This is a genomic window from Bacillus hominis, from assembly GCF_018332515.1.
Taxonomy (GTDB): Bacteria; Bacillota; Bacilli; order Bacillales; family Bacillaceae_G; genus Bacillus_A; species Bacillus_A hominis.
The window spans coordinates 31,831-53,508 of record NZ_BOQD01000030.1 but is presented as its reverse complement, the minus strand read 5'-3'; the positions used below and the strand labels follow the sequence as shown (position 1 = coordinate 53,508).

General features: G+C 37.4%; 20 protein-coding genes and 1 pseudogene. 14 read left to right on the top strand and 7 right to left on the bottom strand.

Features of this window, described 5'->3' with window-relative positions; genetic code table 11:
* Nucleotides 1-11 precede the first annotated feature (11 nt).
* The 9 genes from KI356_RS04545 (at nucleotide 12) to KI356_RS04505 (ending at nucleotide 9,480) form a co-directional block, all read left to right on the top strand.
* Nucleotides 12-1,442, top strand: a complete 1,431-nt coding sequence (locus KI356_RS04545; RefSeq protein WP_212934880.1) for a HAMP domain-containing sensor histidine kinase — start codon at nucleotides 12-14, stop codon at nucleotides 1,440-1,442.
* A 66-nt stretch (nucleotides 1,443-1,508) separates the two neighbouring features.
* Nucleotides 1,509-2,291 (top strand): DUF3919 family protein, encoded by a 783-nt coding sequence (locus KI356_RS04540; protein WP_212934879.1) that lies wholly within the window; start codon nucleotides 1,509-1,511, stop codon nucleotides 2,289-2,291.
* Nucleotides 2,288-3,322, top strand: a complete 1,035-nt coding sequence (locus KI356_RS04535; protein ID WP_212934878.1) for an ABC transporter substrate-binding protein — start codon at nucleotides 2,288-2,290, stop codon at nucleotides 3,320-3,322. The genes KI356_RS04540 and KI356_RS04535 overlap by 4 nt, the downstream gene beginning before the upstream one ends.
* 19 nt (nucleotides 3,323-3,341) lie before the next feature.
* Nucleotides 3,342-4,676 (top strand): MFS transporter, encoded by a 1,335-nt coding sequence (locus KI356_RS04530; protein WP_212934877.1) that lies wholly within the window; start codon nucleotides 3,342-3,344, stop codon nucleotides 4,674-4,676.
* A gap of 248 nt (nucleotides 4,677-4,924) precedes the next feature.
* Nucleotides 4,925-6,109 carry an efflux RND transporter periplasmic adaptor subunit gene (locus KI356_RS04525; protein WP_212934876.1) on the top strand — a complete coding sequence of 395 codons (1,185 nt, stop codon included), beginning with the start codon at nucleotides 4,925-4,927 and terminating at the stop codon, nucleotides 6,107-6,109.
* Complete coding sequence (locus KI356_RS04520) at nucleotides 6,106-6,786, top strand: ABC transporter ATP-binding protein (protein WP_002123883.1); 681 nt, start codon at nucleotides 6,106-6,108, stop codon at nucleotides 6,784-6,786. The genes KI356_RS04525 and KI356_RS04520 overlap by 4 nt, the downstream gene beginning before the upstream one ends.
* Nucleotides 6,783-7,985: an ABC transporter permease gene (locus KI356_RS04515; protein WP_002123885.1), complete on the top strand. Its 1,203-nt coding sequence runs from the start codon at nucleotides 6,783-6,785 to the stop codon at nucleotides 7,983-7,985. The genes KI356_RS04520 and KI356_RS04515 overlap by 4 nt, the downstream gene beginning before the upstream one ends.
* A gap of 126 nt (nucleotides 7,986-8,111) precedes the next feature.
* A complete protein-coding gene (yknW, locus tag KI356_RS04510; RefSeq protein ID WP_128281784.1) occupies nucleotides 8,112-8,792 on the top strand; it encodes a YknW family membrane protein in 681 nt (226 codons plus the stop codon).
* Nucleotides 8,793-9,009: 217 nt separating this feature from the next.
* Nucleotides 9,010-9,480 carry a sigma-70 family RNA polymerase sigma factor gene (locus tag KI356_RS04505; RefSeq protein ID WP_002123891.1) on the top strand — a complete coding sequence of 157 codons (471 nt, stop codon included), beginning with the start codon at nucleotides 9,010-9,012 and terminating at the stop codon, nucleotides 9,478-9,480.
* A gap of 54 nt (nucleotides 9,481-9,534) precedes the next feature.
* Here KI356_RS04505 and KI356_RS04500 read toward each other — a convergent pair whose 3' ends face one another.
* Nucleotides 9,535-10,041 (bottom strand): competence protein ComK, encoded by a 507-nt coding sequence (locus tag KI356_RS04500; protein WP_128281785.1) that lies wholly within the window; start codon nucleotides 10,039-10,041, stop codon nucleotides 9,535-9,537.
* Between the two features lie 193 nt (nucleotides 10,042-10,234).
* Between KI356_RS04500 and KI356_RS04495 the strand changes: the two genes are divergently transcribed.
* Complete coding sequence (locus tag KI356_RS04495; RefSeq protein ID WP_002123893.1) at nucleotides 10,235-10,633, top strand: DUF4359 domain-containing protein; 399 nt, start codon at nucleotides 10,235-10,237, stop codon at nucleotides 10,631-10,633.
* Nucleotides 10,634-10,653: 20 nt separating this feature from the next.
* On the opposite strand, the gene KI356_RS04490 is transcribed toward KI356_RS04495, so the two are convergent.
* Both KI356_RS04490 and KI356_RS04485 read right to left on the bottom strand, forming a co-directional pair.
* Nucleotides 10,654-10,869, bottom strand: coding sequence for a DUF2922 domain-containing protein (locus KI356_RS04490; RefSeq protein ID WP_212934875.1), 216 nt, complete (start codon nucleotides 10,867-10,869; stop codon nucleotides 10,654-10,656).
* Between the two features lie 21 nt (nucleotides 10,870-10,890).
* Nucleotides 10,891-11,115: a DUF1659 domain-containing protein gene (locus tag KI356_RS04485; protein ID WP_078179479.1), complete on the bottom strand. Its 225-nt coding sequence runs from the start codon at nucleotides 11,113-11,115 to the stop codon at nucleotides 10,891-10,893.
* Between the two features lie 111 nt (nucleotides 11,116-11,226).
* On the opposite strand from KI356_RS04485, the gene KI356_RS04480 reads away from it, so the two are divergent.
* On the top strand, nucleotides 11,227-11,712 hold the full coding sequence (locus tag KI356_RS04480; protein WP_212934874.1) for a VanZ family protein: 486 nt from the start codon (nucleotides 11,227-11,229) through the stop codon (nucleotides 11,710-11,712).
* Between the two features lie 40 nt (nucleotides 11,713-11,752).
* On the opposite strand, the gene KI356_RS04475 is transcribed toward KI356_RS04480, so the two are convergent.
* A complete protein-coding gene (locus tag KI356_RS04475) occupies nucleotides 11,753-14,509 on the bottom strand; it encodes a DEAD/DEAH box helicase (RefSeq protein ID WP_212934873.1) in 2,757 nt (918 codons plus the stop codon).
* Nucleotides 14,493-16,112 carry an SWIM zinc finger family protein gene (locus KI356_RS04470; RefSeq protein WP_212934872.1) on the bottom strand — a complete coding sequence of 540 codons (1,620 nt, stop codon included), beginning with the start codon at nucleotides 16,110-16,112 and terminating at the stop codon, nucleotides 14,493-14,495. Before KI356_RS04470 ends, KI356_RS04475 begins: the two co-directional genes overlap by 17 nt.
* Nucleotides 16,113-16,273: 161 nt before the next feature.
* On the opposite strand from KI356_RS04470, the pseudogene KI356_RS04465 reads away from it, so the two are divergent.
* Nucleotides 16,274-16,601, top strand: a pseudogene (locus KI356_RS04465) (hypothetical protein); the annotation flags it as partial.
* Nucleotides 16,598-17,971 carry a zinc ribbon domain-containing protein gene (locus KI356_RS04460; RefSeq protein ID WP_212934871.1) on the top strand — a complete coding sequence of 458 codons (1,374 nt, stop codon included), beginning with the start codon at nucleotides 16,598-16,600 and terminating at the stop codon, nucleotides 17,969-17,971. The pseudogene KI356_RS04465 and the gene KI356_RS04460, both read left to right, overlap by 4 nt.
* A 162-nt stretch (nucleotides 17,972-18,133) precedes the next feature.
* Here the strand turns inward: KI356_RS04460 and KI356_RS04455 are convergent, their stop codons facing one another.
* Nucleotides 18,134-18,436, bottom strand: a complete 303-nt coding sequence (locus KI356_RS04455) for a DUF3910 family protein (RefSeq protein WP_212934870.1) — start codon at nucleotides 18,434-18,436, stop codon at nucleotides 18,134-18,136.
* An 84-nt stretch (nucleotides 18,437-18,520) separates the two neighbouring features.
* Nucleotides 18,521-19,396 (bottom strand): cell wall-binding protein EntA, encoded by an 876-nt coding sequence (locus KI356_RS04450; RefSeq protein ID WP_212934869.1) that lies wholly within the window; start codon nucleotides 19,394-19,396, stop codon nucleotides 18,521-18,523.
* A gap of 678 nt (nucleotides 19,397-20,074) precedes the next feature.
* Here KI356_RS04450 and opuD point away from each other — a divergent pair.
* The gene (gene opuD, locus KI356_RS04445) at nucleotides 20,075-21,589 is read left to right on the top strand and encodes a glycine betaine transporter OpuD (RefSeq protein WP_212934868.1); all 1,515 of its coding nucleotides are present in this window, start codon (nucleotides 20,075-20,077) and stop codon (nucleotides 21,587-21,589) included.
* Nucleotides 21,590-21,678 lie beyond the last annotated feature (89 nt).

Genomic DNA, 21,678 nt, shown 5'->3' with positions numbered 1-21,678 from the left:
GTGGTGATGATATGTCTTTAAAACGAAATATGGTGTTTGGAATAGTTGGCTTGTTGATTCCAATTCTTGTTCTGTTGTATGCGGTTGTTTATATTTCGCTAGAGAAGAATGTGTATCGTAATGCGGCAGATTCCTTAGAAAAGTTAAGTGTGGAAGCGCAAATTTATACGATGAATTATTTAGAGAAGGAAGCAGAAGTGGAGACGCTAGGTCCTAATTCGCTTTTAATTGCTTCATATTTAGCGAAGCGAATGGATGTCCGTGTGCAGATGATTGGGAAGAATGGAGATGTCGTTGCAGACACACAAAAGGGAGCATTACTTCACCGGAATATCGATATTGAGAGTTCTTTGAAGGGAAAGAAATCTTATGTTTTCGAGGAGGGAGACCCAGCTCCAATTCTTTTGTTTTCAAGTCCGGTTTATTATGGAAACGATGTCATTGGGAGTATTCGTTTTATAAATGGGTTAACGGATGAGAAGGAAGTTTTAACAAATGTGAGTTGGACGTTTTTAATGACGTCTCTTTGTTTAGTAGCTGCTGGTATTTTCTTTGCGATTCGTTTGGCGAAGTCTCTTCATAAGCCAATTGATCAGTTAAGACAAATGGCGCAGCGGCTTGCGAATGGAGATTATGAAAGTAAGATTGAGCTGAATGAGTATGTGGAAATTGCGCAGCTTTCAGCGTCCTTTAATGCGATGGCTGATGGGATTGAACTGCATATTAAGCAACTGAAGGAAGAGAAAGAGAAACAGAAAGATTTCTTGGACCGCATTACGCATGAGCTGAAAACACCGCTTACGGCAATTATCGGTTATGTTGATTTAATTCCGAAGTTACAATCGAAGGAGGATGTGCAGGAGAGCCTCCGTTATGTGTCTGTAGAAAGTGAGCGTCTATTATCACTTGTAGAGGAATTACTTAAGTCTTCAAAGTACGGGGCGAGTACGTTTGAAGTGTCACCTACAGTCGTGAATATAAAAGAATTGGCAGAAGAAGCAGTTTCGATTGTGAAACTTAGGTTGCAGCAGTTTGAAATTGAAGTTATGAATGAGTTAACGGATGTACATGTTGTTGCGGACTTTGATAAGACGAAGCAAATTTTCTTGAATGTGCTTGATAATACGATTAAATATAGTGACGCTACGCAAGTTCGTATGAATGTAATTATAAATGAGCAGGAAGCAAAAGTTTTTGTTCATGATGATGGTATTGGTATGGATGAAGGTGTGCTTGCAGAATGGAATGAGTCTCCGGAAGGTAAGGTGCTTCCTTCTAGTTACGGGAATGGTTATGGTTTATACATTTGTCAGGAGATTATGAAGAAGCAAGGCGGAAGTATGCGAATTGAGAGTAGTGAAGAAATGGGAACTACAATATGTATGACATTTTTACTTCCGAGACGGATGGAAGACATAAAAAACTTGAAAGCGGTTAAATGATACATTTATGAAACAATTATGCGGTATTTTCGAAACAACGTTTTTTTATCTTGGAGGTAGGCAGAAATGAAAAGGCTATCATTTCAAATTCTTATGTTTGTCTTTTGTATGATCGTTTCTCTTATTTTGTTTTATGTTATGGAGAAGCAAATATATAATCGAATCACAATTGTGGATGACAAACAAGCCGTTTTACAAAGAGTGAATGAATCTCTTCCTATTGAAGTGAAAGTAAGGCATGAGAAGTGGGGAGAAATTGTTGTAACGGATGAAGTTCGTTTGCATACGATTGTTTCATTCTTTGACCGAATTCGAATAGAACCGAGAGAAGCTAAGAGCCAAGAACAAGTATTTACTGGAGAAGTAACGTACTTGAATGGACATAAACGTACTTTTGCAGTAGGTGACTTGTTCCAGTATGAGGCTAATGTATACGGAAAGAATGGCACGGATCCGATGATCTCAGCATTTCAAACGTATTTGTTAAGTCTGTATTATACACCAGAGCGCATTAGTAATTTCTTTGCGGAGGCAAAGGAAGTTGTAGTGAGGCAAGGGGATGTAGTACGTACTATAGATCTTACGCAAATATTTGATTCTATTCGATACGCAAAGCAAATTACAGATTACGGAGAAATTCAGAAGTTATTACAATCACAGAAGGATCCTATCGCTTATATTACCGCTTATAAAACAGGTAAGCATGTAAAGAATGAGCGTGAGGATATTCTTACAATTTCTGTGTATCCATCGTATTTTGTTGTGCAATATCTCGGTGATAATAACGGGAATGTTATGTATATGAAGGGCTCCCTAGCAGATTTACTCGTAAAGGAGAGTGTGTCATGAGAAAGATAGCCTTTTTCTTCTTTTTGCTAGTAATCGGAGGAGCGATGTCTAGTTGCTCTCGAGATACAACCTCTATTAAATATAATAAAAGTGGTCTCCCTATTTTGGATAATCGTCATCTCGTTGCGTATGTAGCAGCCCGCGAGGAAGTTGGTGAAGCTTTGCTTTCGTCATTTTGTAAAGCGCGAGGGTGTACATATGAATTTATTCGCCTATCGACAGAAGAACTTCTTCGGAGAGTGGAAGAAGAAGCTGGAAATCCGAAGGCGGATATTATTATTGGCGGCACAGTAGATGCGCATCAAATGATGAAGCAAAAGAACCTTTCTATTCCAGTTATGAGCCAGCATGCGAACCGTATTTCAAAGTCTGTTAAAGATAAAGACGGTTATTGGTACGGTTATGAAGTGGAGAAACTGGCAATCGCGATTAATAAAGAGCGGTGGAATGAAGAAATAGCACCGCTCGGTCTTCCATATCCATCAAGGTGGCAAGATTTATTAGATCCGGTATATACGGGTAAGATTGCAATGCCTGATCCAAATGTTTCCGGCACAGCATATACTTTGTTTCAATCACTTATTGATACTTTAGGTGAAGAAGAAGCGAAAGAGTATGTTAAGAATCTCGCAAGGCAAGTTGGTGAAGTAACGGTGAATGGTTATATGCCCGCAGAACTGGTTGCGAGCGGTGAATATATGATAGGCATCAATTTTGCGGGAGATCAGAGAATGCTTCAGAAACAAGGCTTTCCTATTGTAAGTAATGAACCTGAGCAAACAGGTTTGTCTGTCAATGCGATTTCAAAACTAAAACGTGCACCGAGTGGTCTTATTGCGGATTTATTTATTGATTATTGTTTATCAGAAGAAGCGGGGCACATTTTAGAAAAAGTTTCGTTTGGCGTACCAACGATGTTTGCGAAGAATCAGAAAGAGATAGAAGGTCAGCCGGTTAGAAGGACGAACAAAAATATATCAAATAGTGGAATAATCGAGATATGGAATAGACAGCGTCTCTCTCAGCAGTGAGAAAAGGAGACGAAAGAATATGTTTAAATGGCTTAAGCCAGCACCTGCAATTGAGAGATTGCCGGCGGATATGATTGATAGAGTATACAAATTATTACGTATTCGTGTGCTAATGGGAATTTCAGTTGGGTATGCTGCTTATTATTTAGTGCGCAGTAACTTTACGTTATCAAGTACGTATTTAGTACAAGAATATGGTTTTAGTACAGCTGAAATTGGATTACTAGGTTCAGTAATGGCAATTGTTTATGGATTTAGTAAGTTCTTTATGGGGAATTTATCAGATAAAGCTTTCGCCCAGCGCTTTATCGCAGTCGGATTATTCTTATCAGGGCTTGTAAATATTTGTTTCGGTTTTGCATCTTCATTTGGAATGATTGTTACATTGCTTGTCCTAAATGGTATTGTACAAGGTATGGGAGCACCACCTTGTAGTATCGTTATGACGAAATGGTTCTCAAAGAAAGAACGTGGTACGAAAACAGGTATTTGGAATATTTCACATAACGTTGGCGGAATGCTAGTGCCGCCCCTTGTCGGAATTGGTGTAGGTATTTTCGGTGAAAATCATTGGCAAGGCGGCGTATTTATTTTCCCAGCGATTATCGCAATGGTAATTTCAGTTCTTGTTTGGATTAATGCGAAGGATACACCAGAGTCTGAAGGTCTTCCTCCAATTGATGAGTATCGTAATGACTATGAAAATCTTGAAAAAGCAGATAATGCTAGCAAGATGTCGCCAAAAGAAATTTTAATGAAATACGTAGTGAAAAATAAATTTGTATGGTTCTTATGTATTGCGAATGCATTTGTTTATTTAATTCGTTTCGGTGTTATTAATTGGGTTCCACTTTATTTAACGACAGTTAAAGGTTTTTCAAAAAATGAAGCACATGCAGCATACGCAATCTTTGAAGGTATGGCAATTCCAAGTTCATTAATTGTTGGTCTTTTAAGTGATAAATTATTTAAAGGAAAACGTATGCCATTGTGTATTATTAGTATGGTTGGAGTTGTTATTGGTACGGTTGTATATTGGCAAGCAACTAGCGTACTTGTTGTAAGTATTGCCGTTTCTATTATTGGATGTTTAATTTACGTACCACAGTTCTTAATCGGTTTAAGTGCGATGGAATTAGTACCGAAATTTGCAGTAGGTACGACAGTTGGTATGTGTGGTCTGTTCGGTTATGTAGGCGGGAGTCTTGTAGCAAACGCAGCAATTGGTGTTATTGTTGATCGTTCTGGCTGGGATGGTTGCTTTATCTTACTATTAACAGGTGCAATTTTATCAACAGTCTTCTTGTTCATCGTTCAACGTGGGCATGAGAGAAAAGGTCCTAAAGTGGCATAATAGTTTGTATAAAAAAGCGATCCAATTATTATTTTGGATCGCTTTTTTTATATAAGGTAATCTTTCCTTAAAACTATCTTAAAAGATAGGATGTCATATTTCTAATCATTGGTATTTTTGTTACAATATAAATGATTGTGTAAAACTTTGTAAAATGAGTGTAACAATGTAAGTGGAACTCTTATTTTCAGAAAGTTTTATATAATTAAATATCTATTAAACTATAAGATATAAAAAGGAGCGAGAATATGTTACCAAATACGGTTCGTACTCCAAACAAGAAGAAGAAATGGATTATTATCGGAGTTATTGCACTAATTGTTATTGTTGCAGCAGTTAATATTTTTGTTATGCAAGGTAAGAAGAAAGGTACAGCGACGAATGAGGCTGTGAGCTTTGAGAAAGTGACAGAGCGTAAGCTTAATAATACGAAGTTAATTTCGGGTCAGGTGAAGCCAGGGAATATTGAAAGTTTCTATGCAGATCCGACTAAAGGAAAAGTGAAAGATATCGCAGTGAAAGAAGGACAAGAGGTAGAGAAGGGAACGAAATTATTCTCTTATGATAATGAAGAAATTAATCTTCAAATGAAGCAAGCTGAGCTTGATCAGAAGATGGCTGATATGCGTTATGATCAAGGGAAAAAGAAGATTGATTCATTGAAGAAAGAAATTAAGAAGGTAAAAGATAGTGGGGCTGGGAAAGAAGTAACGGACCCAATGGAAGAGCAAGTAAGTGAGTTAGAAATGGCACAAAAGACAACTGACCTTGAGAAAGAAAAAGGGAAGTTGCAAAAAGAAGAGTTAAATAAAAAGCAGAAGGAACTTACGATTTATAGTAACTTTACGGGTGTTGTACAAAAGTTAGACAAAGATGCAGCGCAAAGTTCATCTCAGGCATTAGGTGGTCAAGGGAAAGCATTCTTGCAAGTTGCTTCTAAAGATCCGTTCCAAGTTCAAGGGACTTTAACAGAGCTTCAAAAATCACAAATTCAAAAAGATCAAACGTTCACTGTAACTGCGAAAGCAAATAATAAGAAGAAGTGGACAGGTAAGATTACGGAAGTAAGTGAGTTCCCAACAAGTGCGGAGATGGCTCAAGCTGCTGGTGAAGGAACTCAAAATATGTCTCAATATACATATAAGGCAAGTCTTGATAGCCAAGATGGTTTATCTCCAGGTTATCACGTTTCTCTGCAAGTGAATTTAGAGAATAAGACGATGATTGCTGTTCCAAGTAAGAGCATTGTAGAAAAAGGCGAAGATGCATTTGTTTATATCGAAGAAAAAGGAAAGCTTCGTAAACAAAATGTGAAAAAAGGTGCTACTGATGGAGATTGGACGGAGATTGTTGAAGGCGCAACAGTGGGGCAAAAGGTGGTTAAAAATCCTTCCGACAACGTGTATGACGGAATGGAAGTGAAAGAGAAATGATTACGTTAAATAATATTTCTAAAACGTATTATCAAGGGAAATTGGCAGTGCCAATTTTACATGGTATTAGTTTAACGATTCAAAGCGGTGAGTTCGTTTCGATTATGGGACCGTCTGGTTCTGGTAAATCAACGCTTATGAACATTATTGGTTGTTTAGATCGTCCAACAGAAGGTGAATATATGTTGAATGATGTGAATATCTTAACAGCAGACGAGTCAAAACTAGCTTTAATTCGTAATGAATATATCGGCTTTGTATTCCAGCACTTTAATTTATTACCGCGTCTTTCCGCAGTGGAAAACGTTGAACTTCCGCTCATCTATGGCGGGGTGAAGAAAGCAGAGCGTCGTCAAAGAGCTCTTGAAGCGCTGGGGAAAGTTGGATTATCAGATAGAGTACACCATTTACCTAGTGAGTTATCAGGTGGACAGAAGCAACGGGTAGCGATTGCAAGATCGATTGCAAATAATCCAACGTTCATTATGGCCGATGAGCCGACAGGTGCTCTTGATACGAAGTCTGGTGAACAAGTTATGGACATTTTCACGAAGCTAAATGCAGAAGGTACGACAATCGTTATGGTTACGCATGAAGAAGAGGTAGCAGCTTATTCTTCTCGTCGTATTGTACTGAGAGATGGGAAAGTTACAGAAGATAGAAGGTGTGCAGTATGAGTTTACTAGATAGTATAAAGATTGCCTTATCTTCTATTCTAGCTCATAAACTACGCTCAGCTCTTACGATGCTCGGAATTATTATCGGTGTTGGTTCAATTATTACTGTCGTTGCGATTGGGCAGGGCGGGGAAGCGATGTTGAAGTCGAAATTCGCAGGTTCTGGTGGTAATAACCTTATGCCAATTCAATTTAAACCAGATATTAATGATGAGTTTGCTATAGGTGGATTTGAAATACCAAAGTTAACGGAAGAAGATATTTTGGAAGTAAAACAAGTGAAAGATGTTTCACACGTTATTACGACAAACCAGAATTCAGAGGTGCTTGATGTAAATGATAAAAAAGCAAATCTGAATGTTATTGGTCTTGATAATGAATATTTTGCGGTTAATAAAGTAAAGGTTGTAAAGGGACGTACTTTAAATGAATCAGATATTTCTCATGCAAATAACGTTGTGATGATTAGTACAAAAACAGAAGAAACGTTATTTAAGGATGTAAACCCAGTTGGACAAATTATTGAGATGAAGGGGCAACCAATGCAAATTATTGGTGTGTATAGATCTGATAATGAGTTTATGGGATTTGAAATGGAAGAAGCGTTAATCCCCCTTACGTTATGGCCTGTTTTATACGGAACAGATGATATTCAAAATATCGCAATTCAAGCTAAAAATGTAGACGATTTAGAATCCGCGGGGAAAAAAGCTGTTGATGTATTAAATAGTCGTAAGCCAAGTGAAATTCCAGGTAAATATGAACTGGTGAATTTAAAAGAATTCCAAGAAAATGTTTCTAAAGTCACTAACATCATGACGATGATTATCGGCGGTATCGCTGGTATTTCACTAGTCGTTGGTGGTATTGGCGTTATGAACATCATGCTCGTATCTGTAACGGAGCGTACGCGTGAAATTGGGGTACGAAAAGCACTTGGTGCAACACGTAGTAAAATTTTATTACAATTTTTAATTGAAGCGGTTATGTTAACGCTTCTAGGTGGTTTAATCGGAATTGGTCTTGGATATGGCGGGGCATATATCGTTTCCACATTTGCGAAGTGGCCACCACTCGTTTCATGGGAAGTTGTCGTTGGCGGCGTACTATTCTCTATGACACTTGGTATTATTTTCGGATTAATTCCAGCGAACAAAGCTGCGAAATTAGATCCAATTGAAGCACTGCGTTATGAGTAAGTAATAGTGTAGTAGAGAGGGGGCTCTCTACTACACATTACCGTTCTAGTGGGCGGTTCGTAGCCTCAAAATGAGGATGTGAACCGCCCATTAGAACGGGTTATATAAATAGAAGGAGGCGTTATAGTGGAAGCAAATTTGAATACGCAAAAAGTTAGCGGAGAGAAGCCATCATTATTAGGAATGATTACTTCTCCAGGTGTGCAGTTTGAGAGAATGAAAACGAAAAGTCCGGTTTGGGGGGCATTTTTCCTGTTTGCTATACTTGGGACAATCACGGCAGCGGTAGTAGCTTATTTAGCGTTAGTTAATACCCCGGAGTTGGCAAAAGAGCTTAAGGGCGATTCAGCAGGTATGGTTAAAGGGTTTACTCTTGGAGGGGGAGCGATTTTTGGTTTCCTTGGAACAATTGTTGGTTTGTTTATTGTAGCTGGATTTTATAAGGTTATTATGATGTTCATGAGTAATGATACACCGTATATGAAGATATTATCTATTTACTTATATGCAAATATTGTTTATTATCTTGGTGGTATTCTAAATGCAGTGCTAGGTTTTATTCTTGGTGGAACTGGTACTGATAAATATACAAGTTTAGCGCCTTTATTTGATCAGGGAACGATTGCTTATGGTATTGGTTCTGCGTTTGAAGTGTTTAACATTTGGAGCTTGATCTTAACTGGTTTAGGCTTGCATATCGTTGCCGGTTTAAGTAAAAAACAGGCAATAATTTTAATTTCTATATTCTTTATCCTTACAATTGGATTTAGTATGTTAGGCGGTATGTTCTCTGGCTTTGGTAAGTAATATGTTATTTTGAAAAGGTGGCTCTTCCTAGAGTCACCTTTTTTATTTTTACTCCTATTTCAAATACCTCAAACAGAATTTCAAATACTGCCTAGTGTAATTTCAAATTTCGGCAGCAGCATTTGAAATTACCCACAATGAAATTTCCTTTCTCATTTTATATTGTAGAGGTACCGCGGAATACTGAAGAGGTATACCTTTTAGAAACGGGTACTGTGTGAAGCCAGCGACTTTTGCAGATACGGTTGTTTTGTATGAAGGTATGATTGTAAATCAAATAAAGAGGTTAAATATTTATCAAGATTATGAAGAGTATTATCAATGTGGTTTAATTGGTCTTTGGCATGCTTATGAAAGGTATGAGGAGGAGAAAGGTAGTTTTCCTGCTTATGCTGTCGTAACAGTACGTGGTTATATATTGGAGAGGTTGAAGAAAGAATGCGTAGTGCAAGAGAGGTATGTATGCACCGGAGAGTATGAGGAACGATTTGAGTGTGAAGATGCGGGAACGAGAGCGAAGGACTTTATGAGTGTGTTAGATGAGAGGGAGAGGCACATCATTTCAGAACGATTTTTTGCAGGTAAAAAGATGGGAGAGATAGCCATTGAAATGGGGATGACGTACTATCAAACGAGATGGTTATATCGACAAGCACTTGAGAAAATGCGAGATAGTGTAAGGGGATAAGAATAATAAATAGAATGGAAGGCAAGGAAAATATTGCGTTCCATTCTATTTATTTTAAGGCAGTAAATGTGGCCAGAGGTTTTTTAAGTGTAGTGAATCTTTCATGTTCATTCGGGATAATACATGTCCAGCTTTCAAAAATTGTTGCTGTAACTTATGAGGACTTATTAGTATTGTTACGGTAGTTCCATTTGAGAAATGAATGATAGATTTTTTAGTGTTCTTAAAAAATTTTATATCATCTATATGGTTATAGAACAACCAAATACAGTTTGGAGAAGAAGGAGATTCTGTTGGGAAAACACAAATATATTGTCTATGATTAATTGGGATCGGAACATTTTGTTTGAAATTAAAATTTGCTTGGACTGCATGACGTCTACCTTGATAAGTAGAATGAACATGTGTTAGACAAGATTTCTTTATGAGTTGAATAGCTGTTTGGCAAGAGTACAGAGGTTTTCCGCTACTGTCGATAATTTTTGTCCGGTAATAAGGGTGTTTGTAGGGCTCTAGCATCATTGTCGAACTAGAAATAAAAATATCATTTTCATTATCCATAATTCTAAATCCTCCCTTATACAAGTTATTATTTCGAATATAATTATATACGAATTATGTAAATTTATTATTAATCTTCTGTTGCATATTGTAAATTTTTATTGTTCGTTTACAATCAATAGATGATAGTCTTTCTAATTTGTATCGCTTGTACATATATATGAAAATAGAAAAGAGTAGGCGGTGATATAGCATGAAGAAAAAGTATATTATTATTGCCCTAGCTGTTGTTCTCTTAGTTTATTTAGCAAACAGTAATCCGGGTAAGGGAGAATATACGGATTGGGCAGCAAAACAATTTATGAAGCGTAATGATGTGAGTAAGAAGCTAGAAGAGGTTGAGAAAGAAAACAAAGAGGGTATACTTGGCGACTTAGCATCGGCGGGAAAAAAATTGGCAAATAAGTATGTTGAACCACAAGTTGGATTATTAATCGACCATTATACAAAGCAAAATGATTATATTTTCTTCTCAACATATACGACAGAGTTTGATTTAGGCGGAGAGAATTATAAGTATGTTTGTGTTGGTTTTTCAAACATCTTTATTCCAATTGAAATGCCGAAGAAAAAAGACGAATCTGCAAAATAATGCAGATTCGTCTTTTTGATTTACGGAGTGATCTGAATTTCAGATATGTTTTTTTCTATGAGGCGTGCCCCTTTTTTGCGGGTATTTTCACCAATTGATGAAAATACAGATGAAGAAAGAATGGTATCCATTACTTGATTTACGACTTGTTCATTTACTGGTGTAATGGGATTATCGATAGAAAAGACAACTGTTTTGCCATCTTCTTTCGCGAAAATTAATTCTAGTACTTGCATGCTTTATTCCCTCCCTTTTATTTACAGGTTAGAAAGATCTGACGTGCTTACAAGTTGTACAGCGTGAAGTGATGATTTTTGTAGTGAAGCAAGAGCACGTGCTACTTCATGTACTTTTCCTAAATCTGCGTTTGTTTTCACACGTTTGAATTGCTTGTTCTTAAAAACTGTTTTACCGTTTTTGTCTAATCCTCCGTTTAATACGAGACGTAAAGTTAAATCCATTACGATTGTTTCAACTGCCATGTTTATCACCCCCTTTCACTTTATAAATAGGGGGTAAATGTCATGTTTTGGCGTGAAATTTTTTCTTTTTTTTGTTACTCTTAAAAGACTAAGAGAGGAGTTTTCGGGAGAATGAATCGTAAATGGTTATTTTGGATTCCTGTATTATTATGGATGGGGCTTATTTTCTATTCTTCAGCACAGCCATATAAAAAACAGGATATGCGCTCGGATATTGAGCAATATGTAAATGTTGAGTTTGTGAAAGAGCATTTTTCATGGGTATCTATCGATTATGGCGGAGGTACACCTGTTAGTATCGCAAATAAAGGTGTAGGCGGTTTTGTTGAGTTTTTCCTTCGTAAAGGTGCTCATTTTATGGTGTTCTTTATGCTCGGTTCATTGACGTATTATGCTTTTCATCGATCGGGTTATTCGAGAAAAAGGTGCTTTGCATACGCCCTTCTTTTCGTTGCGGGGTATGCAACATTTGATGAGATTCATCAATGGTTTACGGGAGACCGTACACCGATGTGGCAAGATTCATTGCTTGATACGTGCGGTGGGTTAACAGGAATTATAATAAGCAATTGGTTTTGGCATAGAAAAAGGAGCTAATCTCATTTAGAGATTTGCTCCTTTTTCATTTATCCGGCTATTATACGCCAAGTAATTCTTTTAGTTCGTCGGTCGATAGTTCGGTCATCCAACTATCGCTTGTAATGACGGCGTTGTTTAATGATTGTTTTCGTTCTAACATTTCATCAATTTTCTCTTCAAGTGTTCCCGTTGTAATAAGTTTATGAACGTGAACGAAGCGTTTTTGACCGATGCGATAAGCACGGTCTGTTGCTTGGTTTTCTACAGCTGGATTCCACCAACGGTCATAGTGAATGACATGGTTGGCAGCAGTTAAGTTTAATCCTGTTCCGCCGGCCTTTAACGATAAGATGAAGATGTCATACGTTCCGTTTTGGAACTGCTCAATCATCTTGTCACGTTCTTTCTTCGGTACGCTCCCGTTTAAGAAGAGGACGCGCTGACCGAATGTTTCTTCTAACATACTTTTTAGCATGTTCCCCATGCCAATGTATTGAGTGAAGATTAAGCAACTTTCATTTTGGTCTTTTATATTTTGGATGAGCTCCATTACCGTTTTTGTTTTCATAGAGCGTTCGACGATGTTTTGTGGTTCTTCTTCTTTCAAATAAAGTGCTGGGTGATTACAAATTTGTTTTAGCTTGTTCAGCATCAGTAGTATAAAGCCACGGCGCTCAATTCCACTTAATCCTTCTACATTTTGCAATGTATCTTGAACAAGTTGTTCATATAAGGAAGCTTGTTCGCCAGTTAGTGGGCAATAAGCTTTCTGTTCTTGTTTATCTGGTAAGTTTAATGCGACTGTTTGATCTTTCTTCGTACGACGCAGTAAAAACGGCGAGATAAATCGTTGAACTTGCTGGATTTTTTCTTCATCGCGGTCCTTTTCGATCGGTGTGACGAAGCGGCGCTGGAATTGTCCTAAGCTTCCGAGATACCCATGATTGATAAAGTCGAAAATAGACCAAAGCTCAGCAAGTCGGTTTTCCATTGGTGTACCGGTCAAAGCAATTTTATGATTTGCTTGCAAGTTTCTTACTGCTTTCGACTGTTTTGTATGTGGGTTTTTTATATTTTGTGCTTCGTCTAAAATAACAGCGTCCCAGCATAACGTACTAAGTTCTTCTTCATCAAGTTGAGCTAATGCATAAGAAGTTAATATAACATCTGCTGATTGAAGAAAATCTTTAAATGACTCATCCTTAGCTCGGTTACTTCCATAGTGTAACTGAACACGTAAACTTGGTGCGAAACGCTCAAATTCTTTTTGCCAATTTCCAAGGACTGATGTTGGTGCCACAATTAATGCAGGACCTGTTTGGGGATTGTTTTCTTTAGCGTATAGTAAGTAAGTTATCGTTTGAATACTTTTTCCGAGTCCCATATCATCGGCTAATAATGCTCCAAATCCAAGCTTTCGTAAGTATAGCAACCATTCAATACCGTGTTGTTGATACGGGCGGAGTGTTGCTTGTAGCGAAGATGGTACATCTACTTTTGGAATATCTCCAATGTGCAGAAGTTTTTGGAAAAGCTCTTCATAATATCCATCTAGTTCGATTTCAATATCGCTAAACGGACTATCGTCTTCTACAACTTCCGTTTCCGCTGCGCTAGATAAATGTTGCTGCAATACGTCTTTCATTTCTAGTCCATATTTATCTGCACGGTGCATTAGTTTTTTTACTTCTTCAATAAAGGCAGGATCAAGTCGCATCCATTGACCATTTAAATTGAAAAGACGTTTGTTCTGCTCAACGAGTTCGAAAAATTCGCTTTCTGATAAATCAATGCCGTCCGTTGAAATGCGCCAGTCGAAATTAACGAGCGTATTCATGCCGAAGAAAGACTGTGTTTGTGCTGTACTTTGCTTCAGCTGTACGCGTAACCTTGGTTTTGTTGCTTTTAAATTTTGCCACCATGATGGTAGTAAAATTGTAATACCTGCTGCGAGTAATTCATTGCTTGCTTCGGTTAAGAAGTTCCAAGCTTCAGTTTCAAAGAGTTCTTCTCGGAACTTGTCGTCCTCTTTTAGCCACGGTACGAGCTTACTGAATCCTTCTTGTGTTTCAAGAATACGTTCTTCGTAATCGTGCCATCGTTTTGGCAAGGAATCGATACTTTCATATACATATATGCGATGCGCGCCACGTTTTGGCGTAACGATTGTTTCAAGCTTCCACATTTCAAATTCTTCTTGCGGTTCTTGTAGTCTTAAGCCAACTGTAAATGGAAGATCATCTTCAATGTAACCAATTTTTCGAAGCCAATCTTCTTCGTGCAGTGCAGCTTCCAATTGCCTTTTCGTAAAGTCGTAATGTTCATATAGTCTCTTTGCATCTTCCCATCCGTCATTTGAGCGAGCATCTTGCAAAATACTTTCGTTCACAGCGGCAGAGAAAAGAGATGCTAACATGGCATCTTCAATTGAGGTATTCTGAACTTTCCAAGATGGCTGCTGAGACCAATACTTCATGTCAGGTGCGAAGCTGCCGCTGACGAAAGCATCCCATAATTCACTTGCGTCCTTTGTAAGAGCCGTAATAGGACCGTTCATTTGCATATTTGCAAATGAATTCATCGGTTTATTTGCGATGTATTCAAATGCCTGTGCATTCGTTAGCATAACGCCTTGTTTTCCCTCATATGTTGCTTCTTTTAAAAATGTGCCGTAGAAGGAAGTAGAGTGCCAGGTAAATGCGTTTTTTTTCCAATTTGCTACGGATAGGGGAGTACCGCTATCGTCTTCTCCCCAAAGGAACCAACCTTGACTAACATGCTGTAGCCTAATTGTTACTTCAGTTTGTATGATCATCGATTAATTTTCCTCTCCGTAATTCTTCCTGCAGTGCGCGCAGACGTGAATGTAAATTTGCAATGTGAATAATGAAAGCATCCCATTCATCAGTTCGCTTCAGTCGTTTATAAAGCATACGTAATTTCTTTAAGTAACGAACGGCACGTCTATATGATTTGCGATTGCGTTCTTCAATTGCTTCAATTGCGGCAAGATGATAAAGAGGAAGTGCCGCTTCAGGCGCTTCTTTTTCAATATCTTTCAATGGTTCTTTCAAAAGTTCGATTGCCTCAAATCCATATAAGAGATGAAGTTCCGCCCATGCACGGTATTGTTTCTTCGCTAGTACGTATTGTTCATAATTTGTGAAACTATACGGCAGGAGTTCTTGTAAAATCATTTCTAATCCTGCTTGTTCATTCGTATGCGTTGCATATGTCTCATACATCATCACAAATAATCGAACGATATCTTGTATGAAGACGGTATTCTCTTGTTCCATTATCGTTTCCTTTACTTGTTTATAAGTGAAGGAAAGCCAGTTTTTAGCACGTTCCCACTGCATCGCACTTAATAACTCTTCTAACCAATAAAAGTAAAGACTCACAACAGAAGCAGGCTGTGTTGTGAGCAATTCCATTGCCGATAAATCTTCATTATTTAAAAAGAGCAGATGAGAGGATGCTAATGCTTTGGAAAGTGGATTGATTTTAGTATCGATTCGTTTTTCTTCTTCTTGTAGCTGCTCTTCTGTTCTTAACAGCTCACCCCATATGTGACGATAAATGAAGAATCGCTCTTGTGTATAGGCATCGGTAGAGAAGAATACTTCATGTGCGAGCCGAGCTGTTTCTTGTAAAATCAGTTTGGATTCTTCTGGAATCGCCTCTGTTTTTAGGTCCCTAACGATAGATTCAACTTTATCAACGAATAGGCGAACGACGTTAACTGGTTGGTGATAAGAATATAGTTTGTTTGCTTCAAATTCTTGAATTTCTTCTAATAATTTTTGAAAGCAATAAAGTGCTGCGTGCAACTTAAATAATTCATGAATAGCAACGATGCGCGGAGCTTTCCGTTCTAATTTTGTATAGAAGTCTGTAAAAAGACTCATAAGAAAATACATTTGTTTATAAGTGAGCCGCGCTTGTTCTTTTTTAAATGATTCATATTCATTTTCAAAGTACGTTTGCCAACTTTTATAATCCATTTCTTCAAAAGCTGATGATTGCAATACTTGTCGTGCAGTTCGAATAGGAGGAAGGGAAGGTTTCGTATTATTTTTGAATAAAGTTAATACATCTCCTACCTGCCCAAAACTAGAAGCTGCAGATAATAACACAGCAAGCATATGCTCACATTGCGTTGGCGCGAAGCAATCGCAATAGCTTTCAGCGACATTACGAATCGGGATGTGAACGCTATATACACTGCCTTCAGCATTTACAGTTCCGGATAGCGTATAGCCATCAAAGTCAACGTTATAGACAACACCACTACGATATAGGTGCCGAGCTGTAGCGACATGTTCCTGATCAGCAACTTGCTGCGGATCAAGTCCTTGAACGAACTCATTCGCAATCATCATAATTTCATCTTTCGTAATTGAGTGTTGCAGCATAATATTCCTCCGTACACAGATTTCTTTCCTTTACCATTATAAACAAAAAATGCTCAAAACAGAAAAAATGAAATTTGGATTACAATAATCGGAAATCATGGTAATATATAAAATGTTAATTTTGTATATTACTATGTAATTAAAAGGAGAGAATTTGTTTGTCAGATTTACATTGGTGGGAATTATTAATTCTTCTACCATGTATTCTACTAGTTAGGGCTGGAATGAAATTGGCTCAATATTGTATGCGAAATATGTACGTAACTATAGCAGTGTTTAGTGCTGTTTACACTGTGATGATTAGCAAAAATTCATATTACAGCCTCAGGAATTAAGGAAATTATGAAGGAGTTCGCTGGAATTTCTGGACCGATATTATCTATTCAAAGCAACACGCTATATTTAATAGTAGGTAGTTTTCTTATTTCTTACGTATTAACATTCGCAGGTATGAAATTAGTAAAAAAAATAAGGGGGAGAAATACTTGAAGTTTTGTGGAACATGCAATAAACAAGTTGCAGGACAAGTGAAATTTTGTCCTAGTTGCGGAAGTAAAGTAGAAGAAATTGCTGATCAAACAGCTTCTTCGCGTTCAGAAATGCAGTTAGAAACAAAGCCAGTGAAAAGTAAGAAAAACATGTTTTTACTTATAGGTTTTGTCATTGTTTTTGCTATTTTGTTTGGCACATATAAATTCGGTGCAAGCAAGTTTTCGAAGGAAAAGCAAGTAAATGCAATGATCGAGGCATTCCAAAATAAAGATGTTAGTGCAATCGATGAGTTTGTGAAAGTAGATGATCCAGGCCTAAAGGTTAAGCCAGAAGATATTAAAGCATACATACGTTATTTAAAAGATAATCCTTCGTACAATAAGACATTATTGTCCTATTTACAAAAAGAGGCAGTAGATGAAAATTCAGCAAGAGCATCTTTTCAAGATGGGACAATTATAGAAGACGGGAAAGAGTGGTTCTTATATCCGAAGTATAAGTTCAGTATGAAATCTTATTACATGAATGTTAGCACAACTGCAAAGAATGCTGAAATATATGTAAATGATAAAAAAGAAACAGAGCTTTCTAGTGGTAAAACTTCGAAAGAATTAGGACCATACTTCCCAGGTGCTTATGTTGTAAAGGCAAAGGCGAAGTCAGAGCTTACTGAATTAGAGACAGAAAAAGAAGTGGATTTAGCAAACGAAAAGAATGGGACAGTAGAAGTGAATTTATCACTTGAAGGAAATTATGTAACCATTTCTTCTGATGAAAAAGAAGCGGCTGTTTTTGTGAACGGTCAAAAGCGTGGGAAATTAAGTAACGGAAGCTATAAACTTGGTCCTGTAGCGACAGATGAAACGATTGAAGTACATTTAGAGAAAAACAGCGATCTTGGTGTCATTAAATCTGAAAGCATCAAAATTGGAGAACAAAGCAAATATTATTTAAAGTTCCCGAAAGAAACGTCAAGCTCAGCAGCTGGTGAATTTGTGCGAAAACATATTTATGATAATGTGCGCGCGATTTCATTAAATGATTTTAGCATAATTGAAAGTAATTATGATAAGAGCGGGCCATCGTATAAGGAAGACCGTGAATACTTACAATATCTACACAAAAAAGGAATTACAGAAGATCTATTAACGATGGATATTCGTAATGTAGAACGTCAAAGTGAAACGAAATATAAAGTAACGACATATGAAGAGTATCATATTCGTTACGGTGATGGATCTGTTAAGTTCAAAAGTTTTAATAATGAACATATCGTTACGGTTAATGGAAATGGAAAGATATTGTACCATTCTCTTGGAGCGAATAATACGCTGAAATCAGAGGATGTATCTGGTCCGACTCATTAGAATAAGAGAGAGGCTGTTCAATTTTGAACAGCCTCTTTTCTTTAGGTGCTTATTAATATTTCATGTCGAACCATTGATATAAACTCCTCTACTCGTGTTCATGAAGGAACATAAAAAGGATATCACCTAGTAAAATTTCACTAGGTGATATCCTTTTTGTAATTAAGAGCGCGCTTCCTTTAATACCGCTTGTACATACGGGTCACGCAATATTTGTTCCAAGATAGGTAACATGTTTTGTTCAAATGGAATGTCGATAGGGAATGGCTTTTGAGAGCCTGGTTTTATTCCGTATTGAACGATTTTGTAATGTGTATTTTCTTCAGACTTGAGCACAATTAATTTATAGCGATTGTCATCGCCAGCGAGTGAAAAATCAATTGAAGTAGCGTCATATGTGACTTCATCTTTATATATGTACGGTTTTGGTGTACCGACCCAGTCTACCTTTGCTTGTAAATTCATGGACATAACCTCCTTATAGCTATTATAAAAAAATAAAAGCCAGCTCTCAATAAAGAGAACCGGCTGTAATTTAGCAGTCATTGGTTATTTTAAAATTTTCACTTTAACAGTTTTGCGTCCCCATTTGTTAGCAGCGCTATCTGATCCAAGTAGAATATCGATACGGTTACCTTTAATTGCACCGCCAGTATCACCAGCGATTGCTTCTCCATAACCTTCTACCCATACTTTAGATCCTAATGGGATTACTTTCGGGTCAACAGCAATCATTTTCATGTTTGGGTTCGCTGTTAGGTCATGACCCATTGCAGTTAATACACGGCCGCCGTATGTGCCACCGTTTTCGCTCGGATGAGCTGTATATGCTGTAGCTACAACCGTTAACTCACGACCACCAGATGGTTCGTTAGTTTCAGCAGCTTTCACAGCAGGCTTAGCAGCTGTTTTTACTGGTGCAGGTGCTTGAGTTTTAGCTGGTGCTGCAGCTTTAGCAGGAGCAGCTGTTTCTTGTTTCTCAATAACAGGTGCTGTACCTGTTAAGAAAGGAACGTGAACGTAAGCTGTTTTCCCGTTATATTCAAATTGTAACCACTCATTTTGTACTTGGTTCGTTGTTTCGATCATATCGTCTTTCTTCAGCGTTCCAAGAATTTCTGAGTTTGTGTTCGCTTCAGCACGTACGTTTAATACGTTAGCTGTTACATAGTAAGAGCTTTTTGTAAACTCTGTACTTACGAATGCGTCTTTACCATCTAAATTGATTTTTGACCATCCGTTTTCTGTATTTTGAACATCTAATTTATGACCATTCTGTAATTTACCGACAACTTTTGATTCAGTAGTAGGGTTTTCTCGTACGTTTAGTACGTCTGTTTTTACAACAGTTTCTGCATTAGCAGATGATGTGAAAATCCCAAGACCAAAAACTGCTGCTGTTGCTATTCCAATTAATTTTTTCATGATAGCCTCCATTGCGTTTGTTTTCGTGTCCTCATTATAGCAACAGATTTTTTCGGATTTTGGGAAAACACACAATTACAAACCATTCGTAATAAGTCGTTAACAATTTGTAATATAGCTAGAATTAGAGGAAAGCGTTTTTCATTCCATATAATTAGTAGGTTTCTAGTTATATTCGAAATATTTAATACAACATAATTTTTTCGGCGTAAATAAAAATGTTACAGCAGTATTACGTAATGATTACTATACAGTTACATTCCTTGAGTATTTTACCGTTTTATGGGTAATATAGTTATATAAACATAAACATCTCGTTTGTGAAGTTATAAACACGCGCTATATACTAGCAAAAAAACCGCATAATTGTTACAAGAAGAAAGGGTTGTAAAGAATAAATCTGCCCTTTTTTAAAACTGTAACACATCCTTTTTTGGGAAAATCTCTTCCCATCCGCATTTTTCTCACACAATTTGACAGTAGTATTCCAATCTTGTAGCTCTTGCAGAGTGAAAAGGTTGTACGGAAGGTAAGACTGTCCATAAGAACTCTAATTGGTGAAGGCAAAACTAAGAGAGCCGAAAGAAAATCACCACAAAAAACTATGGTTTTCTATCCGATTTAACATATCGGAATTTATGTTATTTACAAGAAATGAAACATACGAAGGGGGATTTGATGAGGAAACTGACGAAAACATTTATTGTCTCATTAACATTATGTATTGCATTTACACTTTGGGGGATTATTCCCGAATCTATTATTGGAAAAGGTAGCTTAGGAAATGTAACGACTGCAATTCAAGCTGCGTTAGTTAGTAAGTTTGGATGGTTCTATATTATTTCCGTTTCTATTTTCTTAGGAATTGCTATTTTCTTAATTGTTTCTAAGTACGGTTCGATTCGTTTAGGTAAAGATGATGATGAACCTGATTATAGTTATATGACATGGTTTGCTATGTTATTTAGTGCTGGTATGGGAATCGGTTTGGTTTTCTGGGGCGTTGCAGAACCATTGAATCATTTATACACACCTCCGTTTGGAGAAGGGGCGACTGAAGAGAGTGCACGTCTTGCACTTCGTTTCTCATTTTTCCATTGGGGATTACATCCGTGGGGATTATATGCACTTGTAGCATTGTGTATTGCGTATTTTACATTTAGAAAAGGAAGAGCAAGTACAATTAGTGCGACAGTGGGTCCGCTATTTAAGGGCGGTGAACATGGCCGTATTGCCCGTATGTTTGATGTTCTAGCTGTATTTGCGACAGTATTTGGTGTGGCGACATCATTAGGACTTGGGGCAAAGCAAATTGCGGGTGGTGTTAGTTATTTAACATCCATTCCAAATTCATTACCGACACAGCTAGTAATCATCGGAATTGTCACTGTTCTTTATATGCTATCTGCACAAACCGGACTCGATAAAGGAATTAAATATTTAAGTAATGCGAATATTATTTTAGCGTTTGCACTTATGATAATTGTATTATTTGCAGGTCCAACAAACTTTATTATGAATTATTTCACTTCAACAATCGGATCATACATTCAAGAATTACCAAGTATGAGTTTCCGTTTAAGTCCATTAAATGAAGGCGGAAATCAATGGATTCAGTCATGGACAATTTTCTATTGGGCATGGTGGATTGCATGGTCACCATTCGTAGGTACGTTTATTGCTCGTGTGTCACGCGGGCGTACAATTCGTGAATTTGTTATTGGTGTGTTACTCGTACCAACAGTAATCGGTGCGCTTTGGTTCTCTGTTTTCGGAGGAACAGGTATTCACATGGAATTGTTCGATGGAGCGAATATATATGGCCAAATTAAAGAAATGGGCACAGAAGTAGGATTGTTTGCTATGTTAGGCCAGATGGGTGGCATAGGGCCAGCTTTATCTGTACTAGCTATTTTACTTATTTCAACATTCTTTATTACATCGGCAGACTCTGCTACGTTTGTTCTAGGGATGTTAACGACACATGGTAGCTTAAACCCACCAAATCGTATCAAAATGGTTTGGGGTATTGTTTTAGCAGTAATAGCTTCGACCTTATTGTATGTTGGTGGATTAGAGGCGTTGCAAACTGCGTCGATTATTGCGGCATTCCCATTTGTATTTGTTATTTTCTTTATGATTGCAGCACTATTTAAAGAGTTGCAAAAAGAAGGTCGTATGAAGCGTCATTAATAATAGAAGGAAAGGGGCTGATTTTATATCAGCTCCTTTTTTAGTGCGAATATTAGGAAAAGTGTGGATAGCTGTAGTTTAAAAAGGAA